Raw genomic sequence first — 22,139 nt, forward strand, 5'->3', positions numbered from 1 at the left:
GGGGTTCATTTGCGTAAAGATGTATTGGTGACTGAAGTTGCATTGCGGGATGGGAGCCATGTAGTGGCACATCAATTCACCATCGATCAAGTAAAGAACATGACTGGGAAACTTAGTGCTGCAGGTGTCCCTTATATTGAAGTGTCGCATGGAGATGGCCTAGGAGGATCATCCTTACAATATGGTTTTTCAAAAGTGAATGATATTGAATTGGTGGAAGCCGCTGTTGAATCAGCAGGCCAATCGGTTATTTCAGTACTTTTAATCCCTGGAATAGGGACAATCGATCAATTAAGGGAAGCTGCTCAAGTTGGGGCGAAAATGGCGCGGATTGCAACCCACGTAACGGAAGCGGATGTCTCAAAGCAACATCTGGAAGCTGCGAAACATCTCGGTATGGAAGCAATCGGTTTTTTAATGATGTCTCACATGGCATCACCGGAAAAACTTCTTGAACAAGCCATTTTAATGGAATCCTATGGAGCGGATGCTGTGTATGTTGTTGATTCAGCAGGATCTTTTTTGCCCCAAGATGTGAAGACGCGGATCAGGTTATTAAGATCGAAGCTGAATATCGATATCGGTTTCCATGCCCATAATAACTTATCGCTCGCTGTGGCAAATTCGCTAGTGGCAATTGAAGAAGGGGCGAATAGGATCGATGGCAGCATCCGCTGTCTCGGTGCAGGGGCTGGTAATACCCAGACGGAAGTGCTTGTTGCCGTTCTGGATAGGATGGGTATCCGTACCGAAATTGACTTATATAAAATGCTCGATCTTTCGGAGGAAGTTGGAAATACAATCATGCCCAAGCCCCAGGAAATAACAGACTCGAGTTTAATCATGGGTTATAGTGGCGTGTACTCCAGCTTTTTATTGCATGCAAATAAAGCGGCGAAAAAGTATGGAGTTGATGCCCGGGATATTTTGCTGGAGCTTGGCCGACAAAATGTGGTTGGGGGTCAGGAAGATACCATAATAGAAGTAGCTGAGCAAATGGCGTTGCAGAAAGGAGGGACTTTAAGATGAAACTAGATCAACTAGCAAAACGGGTAGCCGAATCGCAAAAAAGCGGAAGTGAAATGGATAAGCTTACATTATCCAATCCTGAACTAACAGTAAAGCAAGCATATGAAATTCAGAAGTTGAGCATAAATGAGACGATCAATGGTGATAACAGATTCATCGGGTGGAAGATGGGCTTGACGAGCAAAGCCAAACAACAGCAAGTAGGGGTAAAGGAAGCAATCTATGGCAGATTGACATCTGCAATGGAACTAACTAAACCAGTATTAAAAGTTGGGGAACTCATTCATCCGAGAGTGGAACCCGAATTTGCCTTTTTGTTCAAGGACGAACTGAAAGGTGCAAATATAACCGCGAAAGATGTCTGGCCGGCTGTAGAATGTGTATTTCTTGCACTAGAAGTTATTGACAGCCGTTATAAAAATTTTTCTTTTACACTTACCGATGTAGTAGCGGATAACGCATCCTCAGCCAAAATCCTGCTTAGCAATCAAGCTTATTCTCCGTACCACACGGACTGGGCTCAAGCAGAAGTTACGCTTTATCAAAATGGTGAAATGCAAAAGAGGGGTCTTGGAGAAGCTGTACTCGATCATCCGATTCACTCGATTGTGGAACTTGTAAAAATGATCAGCCGTGAAGGGCTTTCCATTCAGGCTGGAATGATTGTATTGGTAGGCGGAATTACAGATGCCGTTTCCATACAGGCAAACGATGAAATAATAGCGGATTACGGTGAACTAGGGAAACTGACATTACATGTTATATCGTGAAATATGGCAAAGGGGAGGGAATTAATTGCGTGAAGTTAATGCTTCGGAAGTGGTAGGTAATAGTAGATTTGGCCGTTTTCATTTAATGGTCTTTATGTGGTGTTTGTTCGCAATTACCTTCGATGGATTTGATATAGCCATGTACGGAGTTGGTTTACCTTTGATGATGGAGGAATGGAACTTGACGCCCGTCGAAGCTGGCGGAATAGCAAGTTATTCATTGTTCGGAATGATGGTGGGAGCCCTCATATTTGCACCCCTGGCGGATAAACTAGGGAGAAAAAAAGTGCTTGCCATTTGTATATGTTTATTCAGTGTCTTTACATTACTTTCAAGTTTTGCCCCGAATCCTGCCTTTTTCTCGGTTATACGATTTATAGCAGCCTCGGGAATGGGAGGATTAATGCCAAATGTCATCTCCTTAATGGCGGAATATTCTCCCAAAAAGAATAAGGTGTTCATTGTAACCACTATGTACTGTGGTTATTCTATCGGAAGCATACTCGCTTCTTTAATTGGAATGTATGTGATGGAACAAATGAGTTGGAGGGTTTTGTATTGGATCGGGGCCCTTCCTTTACTGGCACTGCCATTCTTCATGAAGCAATTTCCTGAATCGCTTTCCTATTATGTTATTCGGAAACAAGGAGCAAAGCTCGCTGGAATCCTGAATCGCATTGATCCAGGAGGCGACTATAAAGAATCGGACGATTATGAGTTTGCCAAAGTCCAAGAAAGGGCAAAGGGCTTTCCAGTCAAGAAACTCTTTGAAAATAAGCGTACGCTTAGCACATTTGCGTTTTGGGTAGCTGCCTTTAATTGTTTACTTATGGTATACGGACTCAATACATGGTTACCCAAAATCATGCAGCAGTCAGGATACGGCCTTTCATCCAGTTTATCTTTCAATCTTATATCGGGAATAGGACAAATTGGCGGATCGATAATTGGGGGGTACTTAGTTGGGAAAATAGGCCATAGAAGAGTACTTGTTTCCCTCTGTGCCATAGGTACGGTCTGTTTTGTAGTATTAGGATTGACCTCAAATGTAGTAGCATTATATATTCTGATCGCTATTGGAGGAGCCTGTACAGTTGGCACGATGAATTTGGCCAATACGTATATATCCGAGTATTATCCGCGTGAGATAAGGACCACGGGTATAGGTTGGGCCTTGGCTTTTGGTAGAATTGGAGCGATTGTTGCCCCTACATTAATAGGATTATTGCTGGCTGCAAATTATTCGCCACAAAATGCATTCATGGCCTTCACAGTCCCGAGCATAATGGCTGCCCTGGCGTTACTTGTTGTAAAAGAGAAGCATGGCAACTATGATAAACTGCTGATCGAGGAAAATATAAAACTAAAAACAACATCGAATGTATAATAGTATTCTTGATTGCCTATATGTCAGTGGACAGCATGCAGACTGTTCCTTGACATATAGGCAATTTTTGGGAGTAAAAGAATTCACGAGTGAATCGGCCAAACTCACGAGTAAACCGGGTAAACTCGCGAGTAAACTATCTAAACTCACGAGTAAAACCGTCAAATTCACGAGTAAACTATCTAAACTCACGAGTTAGCCACCCAAATTCACGAAGTAAACCGGCTGAACTTAAGGTAAACCAATCAAATTCATGTCCAAATTCATGAGTAAATCGGGCAAACTCACTGGTAAACCATCCAAATTCGCGAGTAAAACTACAAACGAACTCCCATTTTATAGTATTTGATTGGAAAGTTATGTATAGTAAGTATTATATTTAAATTGAATATTCTGAAAAAGGGAGCGGTGTTATGAGTTTAACAATCAATGATTTGTTCATCGGCCAGGTTGCTAGTATGCAGCGTACATTTAATGAATCTGACGTAAAATTATGTAATGAATTAACAAAAGACTACAGTCCGATTTATCAAGTGAATAAAGAAGCATGGAAAAGTAATTTCAGCAAGCCGGTAGTACCTGGTTTGTTAACGGAAGGTCTTATCACTCAAGTGATCAGTGAAAAACTCCCTGGTAGTGCCTGTATACTTTTACAAAAGGAATTGGTCTTTTATCATCCAGTACATATAGGCGATATGATTTCAGCCGAACTGGAGGTCATTGATATTAATTTGAATAGAGATTGGGTTACGCTAAAGGTGACTTGCTTTAATCAGGCAGGAATTGAAGTCATTAAGGGTCAAGTTGTGATCTTTGTTTTAAGTAATCAAGGTATTGGGTGATGTGAATGGAAAATGTTAAAAACGTAATAAGGAATTGGGGATCGATTGAAGTTGATGAAAATGGAAGAATTATAGGTGCCACTGCTGATTTTTATGAATATTTCATGATTATGCCGACTGATTTGATAGGAAAGTCCATTACGAGAGTCATTCACACTTCTTCCAACTTTTCTTTGAAAGGTCTTGCCCACAAACATGTGTTTTCTGGTGTGATCAGCGGACACTCTTGTTTTATAAGGGTATTTCGACGAGGTTCTGATACCATTTATACCATAATCATCCGCCAAGACGAACTGGAATACAGTGACTTGGTGTATTTTGCCAACTCTTTGGATAAGAATAAAGCCAAGAAAAATTCCGTGGTTCAAAGTCGATATAGCTTCGAAGAGATTGTTGGAAAGAGTAAGGAGATAGAGAGGGTAAAAGAGCTGGCTGCCAGAATAGCTACAAGCAGTTCTACAGTACTGCTTACAGGGGAAACGGGAACGGGAAAGGAACTTTTTGCCCAAGCGATCCATAGTTTGAGTACAAGAAAAGCACAGCCCTTCGTACCGGTAAATTGTGCAGCGATTCCAGATGAATTATTTGAATCGGAGATTTTTGGTTATGAAGCAGGAGCATTTAGCGGGGCGAAAAAAGAAGGTAAACCTGGAAAAATAGAATTAGCCCAAAATGGTACGTTGTTTTTAGATGAGATTTCTGAATTGCCTTATCAGGCTCAAGGAAAGCTTTTACGGGTTTTACAGGAAAGGGAAGTGGAAAGACTAGGCGGAACGGGGACTAAAAATGTTGATATACGTATTATCGCGGCGACGAACAGAGATTTAAGAACCCTTATTCAAGAAGGGAAATTCCGCCAAGATTTATATTATCGACTTTATGTTTTTGAATTGAAAATTCCTTCTTTAAAGGAGCGGCACGAAGATATTCTTCCTCTGGCATATCATTTCATCGAGTATTTCAATAACAAGTTGGGGTCCAATGTGAAAGAAATTGATCCTAAACTCCAAGATTGGCTTATCCAATATGATTGGCCTGGTAACATCCGTGAAATCAAAGCGATAATCGAACGCGGAATGAATATCGTAGATGGAGCGACTCTAACTCTGGATTCTTTATATTTTACTCCTAATTTCAAATTGGAGGTTCCCTCATCCATGGATAATTCCATGTCCGGTACGTTGGATGAAATTGTAAGTTATGCTGAAAAATCCGCCATTCAGCGAGCATTAAAAGATTCGGAAGGTGATCGTTCTTTAGCAGCTCAAAAGCTGAAAATTCATGTTGCTAGTTTATATAGGAAAATTGCCAAATACAAATTGAAATAACAGTATCATCCAATGAAATGTAATCAGGGTAACCATTAGGCACACTTATTAAGTGTGTATTTTTTTTGTGAAGTTTCGCAAATTTGATTTGCAGAAATGAGAAAAAATGCAAAGATGCGAAAGGTTTTGGAAACTATAGCCAAAATTGTAGCGAATTCAAGTTGGCACACAACTTGCAATAATAGTTTGACATGTAAGAGGTTTCATGTTTCGTAGAATGTTCTAATATGGGTGTCAGATAAATTAGTAATTAATCAAGGGGGTAATGATGTGCTGAATTTTTCTTTTACGGAAGAGCAAGATTATTTTCGTAAAATATTGAAAGAATTTGCGAAGGAAGAGCTGCTTCCACATTATACAAAATGGGATCGCGAAGAGATTACTCCAAAACATTTGTGGAAAAATCTGGGTGATCTTGGCGTGAATGGCCTTCGGATTCCAGTGGAATATGGCGGAAGCGGTGCGGATTGTGTGACAACGGGGATAGCTGCTGAGGAGATAGGTCGTGGTGATTTCAATCTTACTTACGCGGTGATGTTAAATGCATTAATCGGTGAAATTATCAATAATCACGCTAGCGAGGAACTGAAAAAGGAGTGGCTTCCCAAAATTTCAAGTGGTGAAAAAATTGTTGGCATTGCCATTACGGAGCCATCCGCGGGTACGGATGCGGGTGGAATTAAAACAACAGCTGTACATAAAGGAAATAAGTATGTGCTTAATGGAGAAAAGTCTGGAATTAGTGTAGCTATGTGTGGAGATGCCTTTGTTTTATTTGCAAAGACGGAACCTGAATGGGGAAATCGAGGGATAAGTGCTTTCATGGTTCCTGCCGATATTCCGGGTGTTGAATGTAGAGGGTACACGGACATGGGGAATATCCCCATTGGAAGAGGTTCGATATATTTAACCGATGTCGAGGTTCCGGAAGAGTATATGATCGGTCTTCAAAATAAAGGGTTTTCCCAAGTGATGAATGGGTTCGATTTAAGTCGGCTGTTAATAGGGCTGCAATGTGTGGGCACCGCTTCACAAAGTATCGATGAAACCATCGAATATGTGAAAATCAGACATTCTTTTGGTAAACCGTTGGCGACATATCAAGGGGTCTCTTTCCCCATTGTGACCCACTATACCCAATTAGAACTGGTGAAGTGGCAAGCCTACCGAGGACTTTGGCTGCGTGACCAAGGGCTGAATCATAGTAAAGAATCGGCTTCCGTTAAGTGGCTAGGTCCTAAATATAGTGTAGAAGCTATCCATGAATGTTTACTGTTGAATGGTCATTATGCTTATACGAAGGAAATGCCTCTTGAGCAACGCTTGCGTGATGTGATTGGGTTGGAAATTGGTGATGGCACTGCACAAGCCAATATGATGGTCATTGCAAAGGACATTATAGGAAAGGAGTTCCGTTCTCATTAATCCAATGGATTAGTATTTTTACATTCTGTTGAAACGGAAACTATTACGTAGAAATCGAAATTATTTACAGTCGTATTGGGTACCGATTAAGTTCGTGATTAACGGTGAATTGATGTGATGCAAGGCAAATCACTAAGATAATGAAGGGAATGAAAACGATGGAATTAACAGATGTAATCTATGAAAAAAATGATGGAATTGCAAAGATAACAATGAACAGACCTAAAGTATACAATGCTTTTCGTGCCAGAACCATTCAGGAATTAATTTGGGCTTTCCGGGACGCTTGGGATGATAATCGTGTTGGTATAGTGATTCTGACTGGAGCTGGTGAGAAGGCATTTTGTGTAGGTGGAGATCAAAAAGAAAAGGGAGAAGAAGGAGGATATAATCATTCGGGTGGTTTAGGTGGTGGAATGGGACTGGAAATCGAAACGCTGCACCAAACGATCCGCAACATTCCTAAGCCGGTCATTGCAGCGGTCAATGGATTTGCCATCGGAGGCGGGCATGTCCTGCATGTCATTTGTGACCTAACCATTGCATCTGACACGGCAAAATTTGGCCAGAGTGGGCCAAAGGTCGGTAGTTATGATGCAGGTTTTGGTTCAGCTTATTTAGCACGAATTGTCGGAGAAAAGAAAGCTAGGGAAATCTGGTATTTATGTGAACAATATTCTGCACAGGAAGCAAAAGAAATGGGACTTGTGAACAAAATCGTCGCCCCGGAACAACTGCACGAGGCAGCAGAAGAATGGGCAAGAAAGATCCTTGATAAGAGTCCTACTGCGTTAAAAATGCTCAAATATTCCTTTAATGCAGATAGTGCCAACATTCAAGGGATTTCTCAACTATCGATGGGCAGTTTAGCGATGTTTTACAATACAAAGGAATCGGAAGAAGGAAAAAACGCCTTCCTAGAAAAGAGGCCAGTAGATTTTAAAAAATTCAGAGGTTGATGAGGGGGATGAAAACTGGTGAAATTGGAGACGATTTTGACTCAGGAATATGTGGGGGAATTTCAAGGCGTTTGGCCAAACCGAACCATCTTGGATTATTTGAATGATGCTATAGTAAAGCATCCAGATAAGATGGCGATTATCGATAAAAAAAGTAGGTTTACTTACAAGCAGCTTGGTAAGTTGGTCGATCGGATCGCTTTGGGTCTCTTGCATATAGGATTGGGTAAGGGGGATGTTGTCTCTTTTCAACTGCCTAACTGGAATGAATTTATAATCTTGCACTATGCTGTTACAAGAATCGGTGCCATTAGCAATCCATTGTTACCGATTTATCGAGATAGGGAAATTGGTTATATGGTTGGGATGGCAGAATCTAAAATGATTGTTGTACCAGAGTATTTCCGTGGGTTTTATTACCCTGACATGATTGAAAGACTAAGTCATCAATGGCCATCAATGAAACATATATACGTGATGGGTGACAGTGCGCCGAATGGGATGAAACTGTTCTCCTCTTTAATTGAGGAACCTTGGGAAGACCGGATGGATTCATCCATTTTGGATGAAATCACACATGACCCCAATGATGTGACTGAAATTATCTTTACCTCGGGAACCACAGGGAATCCAAAAGGAGTTATGCATACACATAATACTCTTTGTATATCAACGAATTATTGGATTGACCACTTACATTTAACATCCGATGATGTTCTTTTCATGGCGTCAACGTTCGCCCATCAAACAGGTTTTGGTTATGGAGTTAGGCTCCCTACACATATTGGAGGAACGGGAGTCTATCAAGACATTTGGAATCCGAGAGAATTTATTGAATGGGTTGAGAGGGAAAAGATAACGTTTACGGCCGGAGCCACTCCTTTTCTGCAAGATACGGTTCAAATGGAGGGGATAGAAAGATATGACCTTAATTCGCTGCGAGTCTTCGTGGCTTTAGGTGCCCCGATTCCCAGGCATTTAGTAAAGGAAGCCATGGAAAAAGTACCGTTCAAGATATTGTCAGGATGGGGGCAAACAGAAGATGGCTTGGTAACCTTGACGAGACTTGAAGATCCAGAAGAAAAACTGACGAATACGGACGGAATTCCGTTTCCGGGAATGGAGCTAAAGGTCGTCGATTTTGAAGGGGAGACCTGTGCCCCGAATACAGAAGGCTCTTTATTAGTAAGGGGTCCGGCTCTGTTTGTAGGATATTTTAAACGGATTGATGACACTTTAGCTGAGTATAGTGACGGATGGTTCATTACCGGTGATCGAGCATTCATGGATGAAGACGGATATATCCGGATTTCTGGAAGAAACAAAGACATAATCATTCGTGGCGGTGAAAACATTCCAGTCTCTTATGTAGAAAATGTATTGTATGAACATCCGGATATTTCTAGCGCTCAGGTTATTGCAGTTCCAGATTCCCGTCTTCAGGAAAAAGCATGTGCTTGTATCAGCATGAAGGCGGGGAAGAACCCGATCACGATGGATTCTATGCAGCAATTTCTCTCGGAAAAGGGTTTGGCCAAACAATATTGGCCTGAATTTATTGAAATAATGGATGACTTTCCCCGTACGGCAAGCGGGAAAATCCAGAAATTCCGGCTCCGGGAAATGATAAATGAAAAGATAATCGACAATATATAAGCAGTTTAAATAAATCCTTATTGACTAAATGGTGAAAGTGGAGGGGGAATATGATGAATAAAAGAATCGCATTTATTACCGGTGCCGGAAGCGGAATTGGCAGAGAGATTGCAAAAAAATTGGCTTCTCGCAATTTTAACATCATCGTGGCTGATATAAATCATGAAAATGCTGAGGAAACGGTTTCTTTAATCGGAAATTCGGGTTTTGAAGCCAGAGCGGTCCATTGTGATGTAACGAAATTAGAAAGTGTTAAAAAAGCCGTTGAAGAATCCGTGAACCATTATCATAGAATAGATATATTGGTTAATAATGCAGGCTGGGATAAGGTGGAACCTTTTTTAAAAAGTGATCCTAGCACTTGGAAAAGGATTATCGATATTAATTTACTTGGGCAGATCCATACTTGCAAGGAAATTTTACCTCTCATGATTGAAAATGGTTACGGAAAGGTAGTAAATATTGCATCTGATGCCGCTAGAGTAGGATCAAGTGGAGAGGCAGTTTATTCTGCTGCAAAGGGAGGGGTGATTGCTTTCACAAAAACGATAGCAAGAGAAATGGCACGTTACAAACTCAACATCAATTGTATTGCGCCAGGTCCTGCTGATACACCCCTATTTCAAGAAATAGGGTCTTATAATGAAGGTATAGCAGGCGCCTTGGAAAAAGCGATTCCATTTCGCCGGCTAGCTCAACCAGAGGACATTGCCAGTGCTGTTGCCTATTTCGTTTCGGAAGATGCAGGGTATATTACGGGGCAAACTCTTTCCGTAAATGGTGGATTAACAATGGTTTAATCAATCAGGTTAGGTGGTTATGCTAGAGTGAAAGGCAATGATTAGGTTGAAAACTTTTTCTAATACGTTTGACAATTGGATTTATCGTGTTAATATAAAGGCAAATGAAAATTAAATATACAATTTGTACCACTAGGGGTGCTTTATAGGTAAAAGTTGATTTTACCGCAGAAGCTGAGATTAAAGTATGACTTTAAGACCCTTAGAACCTGATCTGGTTTATACCAGCGTAGGGAAGTGGGGTCTGGAACAATATGATTCTATATTTTTTCAAGTACAACCACTTTCTTTGCGCTTAAGAAAGTGGTTTTTTGTTTGCAAAAAAAGGGGTGTTAAAAGTTTTTTTCCGTAAGATTCATTGAAAAATACAATTTGGAGGTAATGGACATGAAGTTTTCAGAGGAAATTCGTCGGGAAGTTGATCACATTTGGGAAGCTAGTTTTAATCACCCGTTTGTTGCAGGAATTGGAGATGGCACATTGCCATTGGAGTGTTTTCGTTTTTATGTCATGCAAGATGCCTATTATTTATCTCATTTTGCCAGGGTTCAAGCTTTAGGAGCAGTCAAAGCTACAGATTTACATACAACAAGCAGGCTTGCCGGCCATGCACAAGGAACATATGAAGCGGAGTTGAGGCTTCATGAGAATTTTTCTGAGAGATTGGGCATCACAAAAGAAGAAAGGGAAGCTTTCAAACCTGCCCCGACTGCTTATGCTTATACTTCCCATATGTATCGTGCTGCTTATTCGGGACATTTAGGTGATGTTATTGCAGCTATCTTGCCATGTTACTGGCTTTATTATGAAATAGGTGAAAAGCTGCAAGGTTGCACACCCGAAGAGCCGATTTATCAAGAATGGATAGCGGCTTACGGAGGAGAGTGGTTCCGCACTTTGGTGGAAGAACAAATTGCGAGGCTTGATGAGATTGCTGAAAAAGTGACGGACGAAGATAAGGAGAGAATGAAAGAGCATTTTATCCTTAGCAGCCAATATGAATACTCATTTTGGGAAATGGCTTATCGTTTAGAGACATGGCCTGTGCATCAGGAAACACTGGAAGTATAAAGGAGAATGAAATAATGAAAAAAGGATTGAAATTAACTGATATATTAGTCACGATCGTGATTGCGGTAGCATTTGGAGTCGTTTATATCCTTTGGGGTTCGATTTACTATTCCGTTAAACCATTAGGATTACATCTGGATCAACTTATTTATGGAATGTGGTTTATAGCTGGCCCCGTCGCCTTTTTAATTTTACGGAAACCGGGTGTGGCCCTTTTGGCGGAGATAGCTGCAGCTTCAGGGGAATTCTTTCTAGGTTCTCCTTGGGGCCTGACCGTACTGCTATATGGGGTGGTCCAAGGTTTGTTCGCGGAACTGGTGTTCATGGCGTTCAAATATAAAAAATTCAATATGTCGGTGGCCGTATTAGCTGCGGCAGCTTCCTGCCTTGCATCTGTACTAATGGATTTTGCATACGGGGAAATAGGTGCGCTTTCTACTTGGAATCTATCTTTATTCATGATAGCGAGGTTTGTGGGTTCCATTTTCTTTGCAGGTGTGACTGCCTATTATCTAGTTAAAGTCCTGGAAGCAACAGGAGTAACCAATCTTGTTCGTCCGGTATCCAATAAAGATTATGCAGAACTGGATCAAAAGTAGGTTGAGGGCCATGGAACCAATCATTTCTGTTGAGAAGTTAAGAATGAAATATCCCGGTGATGAATCTTTGATTTTCAAGGACCTATCCTTATCGTTTGATAAAGGGGAAAAGGTACTATTGTTGGGACCATCAGGATGTGGTAAGTCCACTCTTTTGCAAGTGTTAGGCGGATTGATTCCGAATTCCATCGAAGTACCGATGAAAGCGGAGAAATTGAAATGCCCTTCTTCATGGGGATATGTTTTTCAAGACCCTGATAGTCAGTTTTGCATGCCATTTGCCGATGAGGAAATCGCCTTCGTCCTTGAGAATCTTTCCGTCCCTAAAGATGAAATGAAAGGGAAAATCCAAAATCATCTCCGTAAAGTAGGATTGAACCTAGGCCATACAAGTATCGGAACATTATCAGGCGGGATGAAACAACGTCTGGCAATCGCTTCAGTATTGGCCCTTGAACCAGAAGTGATATTTTTGGATGAACCGACCGCCATGCTTGATCCGGAAGGAACAAAAGAAATCTGGGACTTGTTGAAGGAAGTTGGACGAGACAAAACGGTTATAATCGTCGAGCATAAAATTGACCATGTTTTAGAATTCATTGATCGAATCGTGCTTTTTAATGATGATGGTCAAATCATGGCTGATGGTCCAAGGGACACCATTCTTTCACAATATAAAAATGAAATGAAAGAATATGGAATATGGTTTCCAGGTGTTTGGGATGAATATGTACAGAAGCATGCACCCATTCGTGAACATCAATTTACAGAAGGTTCACCCTTTATGCATGTGCAAGGGTTTAGCGGTTTTCGGAATAAAGAGGAAAAAATCAAGGTTGAAGAGCTGAAGGTTCATTCAGGGGAATGGATTGTAATCAGGGGAGAAAATGGTGCGGGCAAGAGTACTCTTTTGCATGCACTGATGCAGTTCATAAAAACGAATGGTAAGTATGAATTAATGGGGACCCCCATTAAAAGGGTGAAAAACCCAACGGAGGATATGACGTTTGTCTTTCAAAATCCTGAGTTTCAGTTCGTTGCAAATACTGTATATGAAGAGATTGCCTATTCATTGCGAATTGACAAAAGGCCGCAGCAAGAAATAGATGAGAGAGTCCGCTCATTGCTTAAAGTGTTCCGCCTTGAGGCACATCGGGATAAACATCCGTTTCAATTATCAATGGGTCAAAAGCGTCGCTTAAGCGTAGCTGCTTCAATCGTAATAGACAAAAAAATCATTCTCCTTGATGAGCCGACCTTTGGCCAAGATTCGAAAAATACCTTTGCATTACTGGAATGGTTTGAGGAATATCGAAGGCGCGGAATAACAGTGATCATGGTAACTCATGACGATCATATTTCAAAAAACTTTGCAACCAGGATCTGGACGGTTAAGGACGGAAACGTAATAAGTGATGAAAATATTGCGCAATCAGGATTAGTGGAGACCAAAGTTAAAAGGAGTGTCATGTAAATGAATGATACAAATGCAGAAACATGGCTCCATGGAATTAATCCAAGCCTTAAACTTGGTGTACTGATCGTGTTATGCATCGTGGCGTTATTCATTCATGACCTGAATTATATGATGAATATCACCATTGGCGTATTACTTTTATTTTTATTTTTTACCGGGCATTCGATAAAACGCATCTTACTTATGTCGATTCCCTTTTGTTTCATTTTTATATCCACCTCTTCCGCAATGATATTATTCGGGCAAGGTAAGACGCTCTGGTTTGAGTGGGGCCTGATATCGGTAACGGAAGAAAGTTTCATGAGGGGATTACTGGTAGGCTTTCGAGCCTTGTTCTTTGCGGCCCTTGGTTTAACTTTTTCCTTAACGACGAGACCAGTGAACTTGTTTTATTCGTTAATGCAGCAAGTTAAGCTTAAACCGAAATATGCCTATAGTTTCATGGCGGCATTAAGGCTGATTCCCATCATGATGGAGGAGTTCCAAACGATACGAAACGCGATGAAGGTACGCGGTTTCGAAAGGGGAAAAGGGATAAGATCGGTATATTTTAAAATGAAAGCCTATTCCATCCCGTTGTTATCCGGAAGCATCAGACGTGCTCACCGAATCGCGGTTGCGATGGAGGCAAAGCGATTTACAGACACTCGGGATCGAACATACTATTATGAATTTGGGTTTTCAAAAAAGGATCATGGTTTCATTTTGTATTTTATCATCCTGCTGTTGGCCGGCTTTTATCTATCGATTCAATTCCCGTTAGTATCTATTTGATTTTATGAGATTGTAATTTTACTAGTTAGGGGTTCTTAGTATGAATGCACATGAATTGCATATTATTTCTACTGGGAAACAGTCAATTGAAAAGTTTGTTGAGATCGCTTCAAACATTCAGGAACATGTTGATTTCTTTTATCTAAGGGAAAAGCAAATGAGTGCATCGGAACTCTATCGAGCAGTGACCCTATTACATGATAATAAGATTCCGCTTTCTAAGATCGTCATTAATGACCGGGTGGATGTAGCCTGGGTACACAAAGTATTTGGTGTGCAATTGGCATTTCATAGTTTAGATGCGGGAGTCGTAAAAGGAGCATTTCCAGGGATGAATGTTGGCTGTTCGATCCATTCCATGGATGAAGCGAAAGCTGCATTCAGCAAAGGAGCCAATTACGCGATTTATGGACATGTTTTTGAAACCGATTCAAAAATCGGACTTCCTCCTAAGGGAGTTAAGGAGCTTCATGAAATCACAAGAAATGTCAATCTTCCGATAATTGCGATAGGCGGAATAACACCATTCAATTGCCAAGTCGTGCTGGATGCGGGGGCACGCGGAATTGCCGTCATGTCAGGTGTGCTTGAATCTGAAAATCCGATTAAAGCCGTTAAAGAATATTCGAAGTCTTTGGGAAAGGAGACATAAGATGAATTCCATATATGATGCAATCATTGTTGGGGGAGGAGTAATAGGTGGATCCATCGCTTTTCAATTAGCCAAACGAGGTAAAAAGGTCCTCTTATTGGAAAAAGATCGACTCGCCAGTAAAGCATCCAGTGCTGCAGCCGGGATGTTAGGGGCACAATCCGAGTTGGATGCTGATAACCCGCTTTTTACATTGGCAAGCCAAAGCAGGGGGATGTTTCCTGCACTGGCGGAAGAATTAAAAGACATAAGTGGAGTAGACATCGAATTTGTGAACAAGGGCATGTTTAAGGTGGCGCTAACGAATGATCAGGTAGCCGAGTTGAAGAACATGATCAATGTCCAGCAAGAAGCGGGACTTGAGGCTGAATGGCTATCGACTGCCGAAATAAGAAAAACGGAACCGCTTCTATCGGATGAGATTAAGGGGGCCATGTTCATTCCGAAGGATGGACAAGTTTCAGCCACTAGGCTGTCGCTCGCATTTACTGAATCTGCAGCTGCCCTTGGTGTAGACATAAAGGAGTTTGTTCATGTCTCTGATTTAGTTACGGAAAACGGATGTGTGACGGGAGTGGTCACGAACATAGGTGGATTTTCAAGTGAAAATGTCATCGTGGCAGGTGGGGCTTGGAGTGCTTTCCTCCTTGAAAAAACAGGGATGAGACTCGACAGTTATCCAGTAAAGGGTGAGTGCTTTTCCGTCCTGACCGATCGTCCATTGCTTGAAAAGACAATCTTCTCACATGGCTGTTATCTTGTGCCCAAAGTTGGTGGAAGAATCATTGTCGGGGCAACGGTTAAAGCGAACACTTTCGATCAAAAGGTAAGTCTTGACGGGATTTCTGCGTTAATAGAAAAGGCAACGCAATTGCTTCCGGCGATTAAAGGAACCGAATTGGAAAAGACATGGGCAGGGATACGCCCCCAAACTGGGGACGGCTTGCCGTACTTTGGTGAACATCCAGCATGCAAAGGACTTTTCATTGCAACGGGGCACTACAGGAATGGCATCCTGCTTTCTCCAATTACAGGTGTACTTATAGCTGATCTTTTAGAAAGGAAGATAAATGCCGAATGGTCCGCTTTTCGACTGGATCGTTCGATACAGACTCTTTTTTCTTAATGGAGGTGGATGAATTGGAATTGATTATTAACGGGGAAAAAATACGGATTCCTGCTGATGAATCAACAGTTACAGGGCTTTTGCAACACTTTGATTTACATCAAAAAGTGGTGATCGTTGAATTGAATGATGAAATATTAGCAAAAGAAAGTCTAAGTGAAACACTTTTGTCAAATGGAGACAAGGTAGAGATTGTACATTTTGTAGGAGGCGGATGATATGTTAAAGATAGGTTCTTATGAATTTTCTTCAAGATTGTTATTAGGTACGGGAAAGTATCCAAACTTCGATGTTCAAAAGCAATCAGTGGAGGTTTCGGAGACGGAAATATTAACATTTGCGGTCCGGAGAATGAATATTTTTGAAGCCAGTCAGCCCAATTTTTTAGAAAAGCTTGATTTGAAAAAATACACACTCCTTCCCAATACAGCAGGAGCTAAAACTGCTAAAGAAGCAGTGCGCATAGCCCATCTTGCAAAGGCATCTGGCTTATGTGACATGATTAAGGTAGAAGTCATTGGCTGTCAAAAAACACTGCTGCCTGATCCGATTGAAACCTTGAAAGCTGCTGAAGAATTAGTGAAACTGGGATTCACCGTATTACCCTATACTTCTGATGACGTGTTGCTCGCCAAGCGCCTGGAAGAAGTGGGATGCCATGCTATTATGCCTGGCGCTTCACCAATTGGCTCTGGTCAGGGCATTTTAAATCCGCTGAACTTACGATTCATCATGGAACAATCTGAGGTTCCTGTAATTGTCGATGCAGGGATTGGAACGCCTTCCGATGCGGCAATCGCCATGGAATTAGGGGCGGATGGCGTATTGCTTAACACTGCTGTTTCCGGCGCAAAAGACCCCGTAAAAATGGCGAAAGCAATGAAACTTGCCATTGAGGCAGGTCGATTAGGGTATGAAGCAGGAAGAATCGCAAAAAATGATTACGCGATAGCAAGCAGCCCAGTTGAAGGGTTGAGCATTGGATGAATGAACGTTATTCACGTCAAGAACTTTTTGGACCTATAGGGGAAGAAGGGCAATTGAAAATTCGCAAAAAACACGTTTTGGTGATTGGAGCGGGTGCTCTCGGTACGGGGAGTGCAGAAGGTCTTGTACGGGCAGGAATTGGGAAACTCACCATTGTGGACAGAGATTATGTAGAGTGGAGCAACCTTCAAAGACAACAGCTTTATTGTGAAGATGATGCACAAAAAAGAATACCGAAAGCAGTGGCAGCAAAGAATCGTTTGAATGCGCTAAATTCGGACGTTATCGTAAAATCGCATGTGATGGATGTTTCGGTTGATGAATTGGCGAAGCTTGTTGAAGGTGTGGATTTAATATTGGATGCCACAGATAATTTCGATACGAGGATGCTTATAAACGATACTGCGCAAAAATATCATAAACCTTGGATTTACGGTGCCTGTGTAGGGAGTTATGGGATAAGTTACACGATGATCCCAGAGGCGACACCATGTTTGAATTGTTTGCTGGAAACGGTTCCAATCGGAGGACTGACATGTGATACGGCTGGAATCATCAGCCCTGCTGTTCAAACGGTCGTTGCCCATCAACTGACGGAAGCATTGAAAATCCTTGTGGAAGATTTTGAATCACTAAGAAACAAAATCGTTTCATTTGATCTTTGGAAAAATGAACATTCATCCATAAATGTAGCGCAATTAAAAAAAGATTCTTGTTTGTCATGCGGGTCAAATCGAACATATCCCCATCTCTCCTATTCAAATCGAACGAAAACGGCCGTTTTATGCGGAAGGGATTCTGTCCAGATTCGGCCGGCGATGAATCTTGAAAGAGACTTAGCGGAAATCGAAAAAAATCTTCTCGCACAAGGCGGTAAGATCGTCAGGAATCCTTATTTACTTTCATTTACGATCGGAACCCATCGGTTGGTCGTTTTTACAGATGGGCGGGCGTTGATTCATGGAACAAAAGATATTGCTGAAGCAAAAACGTTATATCATCGTTATATTGGCTGAACTGTAATAATGGAATGACTAAGACCTAAAACGTTAATATCAGTTGTCTATATAATAGGAAGGAATCGAAAATCATTTTTGTGATTTATGTGTTCACAAATAATAAAACGAAAGCGGTGTCTGCCTTTTCCGGGCGGCACCGCTTTGTGTTGGAACGCTTATTTAAGCAGCCTACATATCATGACTGCTATTATGCTTCTGACGGGAGTGCTGTCTGTTTTTTACCTTATGAGAACCGCTTAACGGTGCAGGTTGACCTGGGTTATTTCCTTTAGGTGCATTTTTTCGAATATCTTTACCATCGTTTTTGTTCATGTGCGATCCCTCCTATCTCTTAAGATAATCAGTCCGTGAAATTTTATTCACATACATATATTTGCAATCCTCGTACATGCTATGGATGGACACTAATTAAGGAGCTGAACCAAATGCAGGATAAACAAGATAAGCGAAGGACTTTCCAGGAAGCCCAGCAAAGTTATCAACAAGTATTTGATGTTTACTCATCCATTGAGAAGAACGCACCGAATTACGGAACGGAATTGAAACATGTGAAGCAGGAAGTGAACGAGGCCTATCAGCAAATACAATCTGCTTTAGTCACCGCTTCCGAACATCAGAAAGAACAATTGAAAAAATTCGAACAGGATATTCAAGCAATCGTCAATGAGGTCAATTCAGAGGACTATTGAGTGGCAGGTTCCATCATCGTGAGTATTTCGCGTTTCACTTATGCGTTTCCTGATTTTAGAATGGAATAGGCTTTTTGAAAAATGCAGTACATCTGCCATTTCAAAAAGCCTATCCTATTTAAAGCCTAGAAATGAGGGAAATCATTGGTTTTTCTTTCTTTTTTTATTATTTTGCCTTTGCATTTCCGATAATGGCGGTTCATTTCCCAGTTCATCATTGTATCCTGCTCCATTACCTTGCGCTTTTGCAGCATTCATACCTGGTATAACATGATTTGCCTTTTGTTTTGTCATTTCGACACCTCCACCCATAGAATGTGATAATGTTGAATGATTATGTATGAAGTGCTAATATGTTTTGCTGGTATAATTTATCAGGCTACAAATTGGGGTATTTTCATTAAAATGCATATGGGCAAGGCTTCCTAAATGCACTTTAATATGTGGGGAATTTTTTTCTATAAGTGAAACTTATCAAAAACAATAACTTTCTTGTTATTTACTTATACTCATTTCTATATTAGTATTAAGTTGAAGGAAGAGTTAGGGTGGGAGAAGAGAGAGAAAATTCGACAAACTAACTTTTTTACTTATATTTATAGTAAACATGGTTTCAGTGAACCAGGTTTTACTTTTATGTGCAGAATAAGTTCTGACAGTTTAATAGGGGGTAATATTCATGACGAAAAATGACGTATACCAAGCGCGTAAGTCCTTTGAGATTGATGGGCAACGCTACAACTACTACAGCTTAGACGCTATTGAAAAAGCAGGGGACGGCAAAGTATCACGCCTTCCATATTCCATTAAAGTATTACTTGAAGCGGTACTTCGCCAAGTGGACGGAAGAGTAATCACGAAAGAACACGTTGCGAACCTTGCTAAATGGGGAACAAGCGAGCAACAAGATATAGATGTTCCGTTCAAGCCATCACGTGTAATCCTACAAGATTTCACTGGTGTACCAGTTGTTGTTGACTTAGCTTCTTTACGTAATGCTTTCGCAGCACTTGGTGGAGACCCTGACAAAATCAACCCGGAAATCCCGGTTGACCTTGTAATTGACCACTCTGTACAAGTTGATAAAGCAGGTACAATGGATTCCCTTGATGCCAATATGGATCTTGAATTCGAACGTAATGCAGAGCGTTACCAGTTCCTAAGCTGGGCTCAAAAATCATTCAACAACTATCGTGCAGTTCCACCGGCAACTGGTATCGTTCACCAAGTTAACCTTGAGTACCTTGCAAACGTGGTTCATGCTGTTGAAACTCCAAACGGCGACTTTGAAGTATTCCCTGATTCTGTTTTCGGTACAGATTCACATACTACAATGATCAACGGTATTGGTGTTCTTGGTTGGGGAGTCGGCGGTATCGAAGCAGAAGCAGGCATGCTTGGACAGCCTTCTTACTTCCCAGTTCCAAAAGTGGTTGGTGTAAAACTGACTGGCGAACTTCCTAAAGGTACGACGGCTACTGACCTTGCATTGAAAGTAACACAAGTTCTTCGTGCACACGGCGTAGTTGGTAAATTCGTTGAGTTCTACGGCCCAGGAGTAGGATACCTTCCACTTGCTGACCGTGCAACAATCGCTAACATGGCTCCAGAATACGGTGCTACAGTTGGTTTCTTCCCTGTTGATGCAGAAGCGATCGATTACATGCGCTTAACAGGCCGTGATGAAAAACAAATTAAAGTGGTTGAATCATACTGCAAAGAAAATGGATTGTTCTACTCTCCTGAAAACGAAGATCCAGCATACAATGATGTTGTGGAAATCGACCTTTCAGCAATTGAACCAAACCTTTCAGGCCCTAAACGCCCGCAAGATTTGATTCCACTTTCTCAAATGAAAAAATCTTTCCATGACGCTATCAATGCACCTATGGGTAACCAAGGTTTTGGCATGGACAATTCTGAATTGGATAAAGAAGTAACTGTTAAATTTGCCGATGGTAAAGAAACGGTAATGAAAACAGGTGCGATTGCAATTGCTGCAATCACAAGCTGTACGAACACTTCTAACCCATATGTAATGCTTGGAGCGGGTCTTATTGCTAAAAAAGCAGTTGAAAAAGGCTTGTCTGTTCCAGATTATGTAAAAACATCATTGGCACCAGGTTCTAAAGTTGTTACTGGTTACCTTCGTGATGCTGGTCTTCAACCTTACCTTGACCAATTAGGATTTAACGTAGTTGGTTACGGTTGTACTACATGTATCGGTAACTCAGGTCCATTGGCTGACGAAATCGAAGCAGCTGTTGCTGAAGCAGATCTTCTGGTAACATCAGTACTTTCAGGTAACCGTAACTTTGAAGGGCGTATTCACCCACTTGTGAAAGCAAACTATCTAGCTTCGCCTACTTTGGTTGTAGCTTATGCTCTTGCTGGAACTGTGGACTTTGATCTAAACAACGATTCACTTGGTAAAGACAAAGATGGTAACGATGTATACCTTGCTGACATCTGGCCTTCACAAGAAGAAGTTAACGCTGCTGTTAAAGCAACAGTTACACCTGAGTTATTCCGTAAAGAATACGAAACTGTATTCAACGATAACAAACGTTGGAACGAAATCCAAACAAGCAACGAAGCGATTTATGCTTTCGATTCTAAATCAACATATATTCAAAATCCTCCATTCTTTGAAGGATTATCACCAGAGCCTGGTTCAGTTAACCCACTTTCCGGTTTGCGTGTAGTTGGTAAATTCGGTGACTCAGTTACAACTGACCACATTTCTCCTGCAGGTGCAATCGGTAAAGATACACCAGCTGGTATCTACCTTCGTGAAAACGGTGTTAAACCGCGTGACTTTAACTCTTACGGTTCTCGTCGTGGTAACCATGAAGCGATGATGCGCGGAACGTTCGCAAACATCCGTATCCGTAACCAAGTTGCTCCAGGTACAGAAGGTGGTTACACAACTTACTGGCCAACAGGCGATGTAATGGCTATCTATGATGCTTGTATGAAATACAAAGCTGATGGAACAGGTCTTGCAGTCATCGCTGGTAAAGACTATGGTATGGGAAGCTCTCGTGACTGGGCTGCGAAAGGTACTAACCTTCTTGGCATCAAAACAGTCATCGCTGAAAGCTTTGAACGTATTCACCGTTCTAACCTTGCATTGATGGGTGTTCTTCCACTTCAATTCAAAGAAGGCGAAAACGCTGAAACGCTTGGATTGACTGGTAAAGAAGCGATCGCTGTTAAAATCGATGAAACAGTTAAACCTCGTGATATCGTAACAGTTACAGCTACTGATGAAGCTGGAAACGTAAAAGAATTTGATGTGCTTGTTCGTTTCGATTCCGAAATCGAAATCGACTACTACCGTCACGGTGGTATCCTTCAAATGGTATTACGTAATAAATTAAAAGGCTAATTTCAGCTTTTAGGAAGCGGTAAACCTACTTTTTAGGTTTACCGCTTTTTTTGTGTCAAGTTTTTGAAACAAAGCGATATCATGATATGATTTGAAGGAATTAGACTTTTCCGGATGTCCTTTTATTGTTAAGATGGAATAGGGAAGTTGTTCTATTT

22 protein-coding genes and 1 riboswitch are annotated in these 22,139 nt (G+C 41.2%); of the genes, 20 read left to right on the forward strand and 2 right to left on the reverse strand.

Annotated elements, in window-relative coordinates; genetic code table 11:
• Positions 1-9 precede the first annotated feature (9 nt).
• The 18 genes from dmpG (at position 10) to QNH43_RS12390 (ending at position 17,898) form a co-directional block, all read left to right on the forward strand.
• The gene (gene dmpG / locus QNH43_RS12305) at positions 10-1,029 is read left to right on the forward strand and encodes a 4-hydroxy-2-oxovalerate aldolase (RefSeq protein ID WP_283918052.1); all 1,020 of its coding nucleotides are present in this window, start codon (positions 10-12) and stop codon (positions 1,027-1,029) included.
• Positions 1,026-1,799, forward strand: coding sequence for a 2-keto-4-pentenoate hydratase (locus QNH43_RS12310; protein WP_283918053.1), 774 nt, complete (start codon positions 1,026-1,028; stop codon positions 1,797-1,799). Before dmpG ends, QNH43_RS12310 begins: the two co-directional genes overlap by 4 nt.
• Positions 1,800-1,824: 25 nt before the next feature.
• Positions 1,825-3,186, forward strand: coding sequence for an MFS transporter (locus QNH43_RS12315; RefSeq protein WP_283918054.1), 1,362 nt, complete (start codon positions 1,825-1,827; stop codon positions 3,184-3,186).
• A 413-nt stretch (positions 3,187-3,599) separates the two neighbouring features.
• Complete coding sequence (locus tag QNH43_RS12320; protein ID WP_283918055.1) at positions 3,600-4,028, forward strand: MaoC/PaaZ C-terminal domain-containing protein; 429 nt, start codon at positions 3,600-3,602, stop codon at positions 4,026-4,028.
• A 5-nt stretch (positions 4,029-4,033) separates the two neighbouring features.
• Entirely contained in the window at positions 4,034-5,356 is a 1,323-nt protein-coding gene (locus QNH43_RS12325; RefSeq protein ID WP_283918056.1) for a sigma-54 interaction domain-containing protein, read from the forward strand.
• A gap of 270 nt (positions 5,357-5,626) precedes the next feature.
• On the forward strand, positions 5,627-6,781 hold the full coding sequence (locus QNH43_RS12330) for an acyl-CoA dehydrogenase family protein (protein WP_283918057.1): 1,155 nt from the start codon (positions 5,627-5,629) through the stop codon (positions 6,779-6,781).
• Positions 6,782-6,939: 158 nt separating this feature from the next.
• Entirely contained in the window at positions 6,940-7,740 is an 801-nt protein-coding gene (menB, locus tag QNH43_RS12335; protein WP_283918058.1) for a 1,4-dihydroxy-2-naphthoyl-CoA synthase, read from the forward strand.
• 18 nt (positions 7,741-7,758) lie between these two features.
• Positions 7,759-9,396: an AMP-binding protein gene (locus QNH43_RS12340; RefSeq protein ID WP_283918059.1), complete on the forward strand. Its 1,638-nt coding sequence runs from the start codon at positions 7,759-7,761 to the stop codon at positions 9,394-9,396.
• Positions 9,397-9,449: 53 nt separating this feature from the next.
• The gene (locus QNH43_RS12345) at positions 9,450-10,196 is read left to right on the forward strand and encodes an SDR family NAD(P)-dependent oxidoreductase (protein ID WP_283918060.1); all 747 of its coding nucleotides are present in this window, start codon (positions 9,450-9,452) and stop codon (positions 10,194-10,196) included.
• A 124-nt stretch (positions 10,197-10,320) separates the two neighbouring features.
• A riboswitch (TPP riboswitch) is annotated at positions 10,321-10,449 on the forward strand.
• A 134-nt stretch (positions 10,450-10,583) separates the two neighbouring features.
• Entirely contained in the window at positions 10,584-11,267 is a 684-nt protein-coding gene (gene tenA / locus QNH43_RS12350; protein ID WP_283918061.1) for a thiaminase II, read from the forward strand.
• Between the two features lie 14 nt (positions 11,268-11,281).
• Positions 11,282-11,866 (forward strand): ECF transporter S component, encoded by a 585-nt coding sequence (locus QNH43_RS12355; RefSeq protein ID WP_283918062.1) that lies wholly within the window; start codon positions 11,282-11,284, stop codon positions 11,864-11,866.
• A 10-nt stretch (positions 11,867-11,876) separates the two neighbouring features.
• Positions 11,877-13,340, forward strand: coding sequence for an ABC transporter ATP-binding protein (locus tag QNH43_RS12360; RefSeq protein WP_283918063.1), 1,464 nt, complete (start codon positions 11,877-11,879; stop codon positions 13,338-13,340).
• A complete protein-coding gene (locus QNH43_RS12365; RefSeq protein ID WP_283918064.1) occupies positions 13,341-14,117 on the forward strand; it encodes an energy-coupling factor transporter transmembrane component T family protein in 777 nt (258 codons plus the stop codon).
• Between the two features lie 40 nt (positions 14,118-14,157).
• Entirely contained in the window at positions 14,158-14,769 is a 612-nt protein-coding gene (gene tenI / locus QNH43_RS12370) for a thiazole tautomerase TenI (protein WP_076371430.1), read from the forward strand.
• 1 nt (position 14,770) lies between these two features.
• Positions 14,771-15,895, forward strand: a complete 1,125-nt coding sequence (gene thiO / locus QNH43_RS12375) for a glycine oxidase ThiO (protein ID WP_283918065.1) — start codon at positions 14,771-14,773, stop codon at positions 15,893-15,895.
• A 14-nt stretch (positions 15,896-15,909) separates the two neighbouring features.
• Entirely contained in the window at positions 15,910-16,113 is a 204-nt protein-coding gene (thiS, locus tag QNH43_RS12380; protein WP_076371426.1) for a sulfur carrier protein ThiS, read from the forward strand.
• A gap of 1 nt (position 16,114) precedes the next feature.
• The gene (locus tag QNH43_RS12385; RefSeq protein ID WP_283918066.1) at positions 16,115-16,882 is read left to right on the forward strand and encodes a thiazole synthase; all 768 of its coding nucleotides are present in this window, start codon (positions 16,115-16,117) and stop codon (positions 16,880-16,882) included.
• On the forward strand, positions 16,879-17,898 hold the full coding sequence (locus tag QNH43_RS12390) for a thiazole biosynthesis adenylyltransferase ThiF (protein ID WP_283918067.1): 1,020 nt from the start codon (positions 16,879-16,881) through the stop codon (positions 17,896-17,898). Before QNH43_RS12385 ends, QNH43_RS12390 begins: the two co-directional genes overlap by 4 nt.
• 171 nt (positions 17,899-18,069) lie before the next feature.
• On the opposite strand, the gene QNH43_RS12395 is transcribed toward QNH43_RS12390, so the two are convergent.
• Positions 18,070-18,213 (reverse strand): small acid-soluble spore protein P, encoded by a 144-nt coding sequence (locus QNH43_RS12395; RefSeq protein WP_083450736.1) that lies wholly within the window; start codon positions 18,211-18,213, stop codon positions 18,070-18,072.
• Positions 18,214-18,326: 113 nt separating this feature from the next.
• Between QNH43_RS12395 and QNH43_RS12400 the strand changes: the two genes are divergently transcribed.
• Entirely contained in the window at positions 18,327-18,590 is a 264-nt protein-coding gene (locus tag QNH43_RS12400) for a hypothetical protein (protein ID WP_063593346.1), read from the forward strand.
• A 141-nt stretch (positions 18,591-18,731) separates the two neighbouring features.
• Here QNH43_RS12400 and sspO read toward each other — a convergent pair whose 3' ends face one another.
• Complete coding sequence (gene sspO / locus QNH43_RS12405; protein WP_034312428.1) at positions 18,732-18,884, reverse strand: small acid-soluble spore protein SspO; 153 nt, start codon at positions 18,882-18,884, stop codon at positions 18,732-18,734.
• Between the two features lie 385 nt (positions 18,885-19,269).
• Between sspO and acnA the strand changes: the two genes are divergently transcribed.
• Positions 19,270-21,981 (forward strand): aconitate hydratase AcnA, encoded by a 2,712-nt coding sequence (acnA, locus tag QNH43_RS12410; RefSeq protein WP_283918068.1) that lies wholly within the window; start codon positions 19,270-19,272, stop codon positions 21,979-21,981.
• Positions 21,982-22,139 lie beyond the last annotated feature (158 nt).

Source organism: Peribacillus simplex, assembly GCF_030123325.1.
Taxonomy (GTDB): domain Bacteria; phylum Bacillota; class Bacilli; order Bacillales; family DSM-1321; genus Peribacillus; species Peribacillus simplex_D.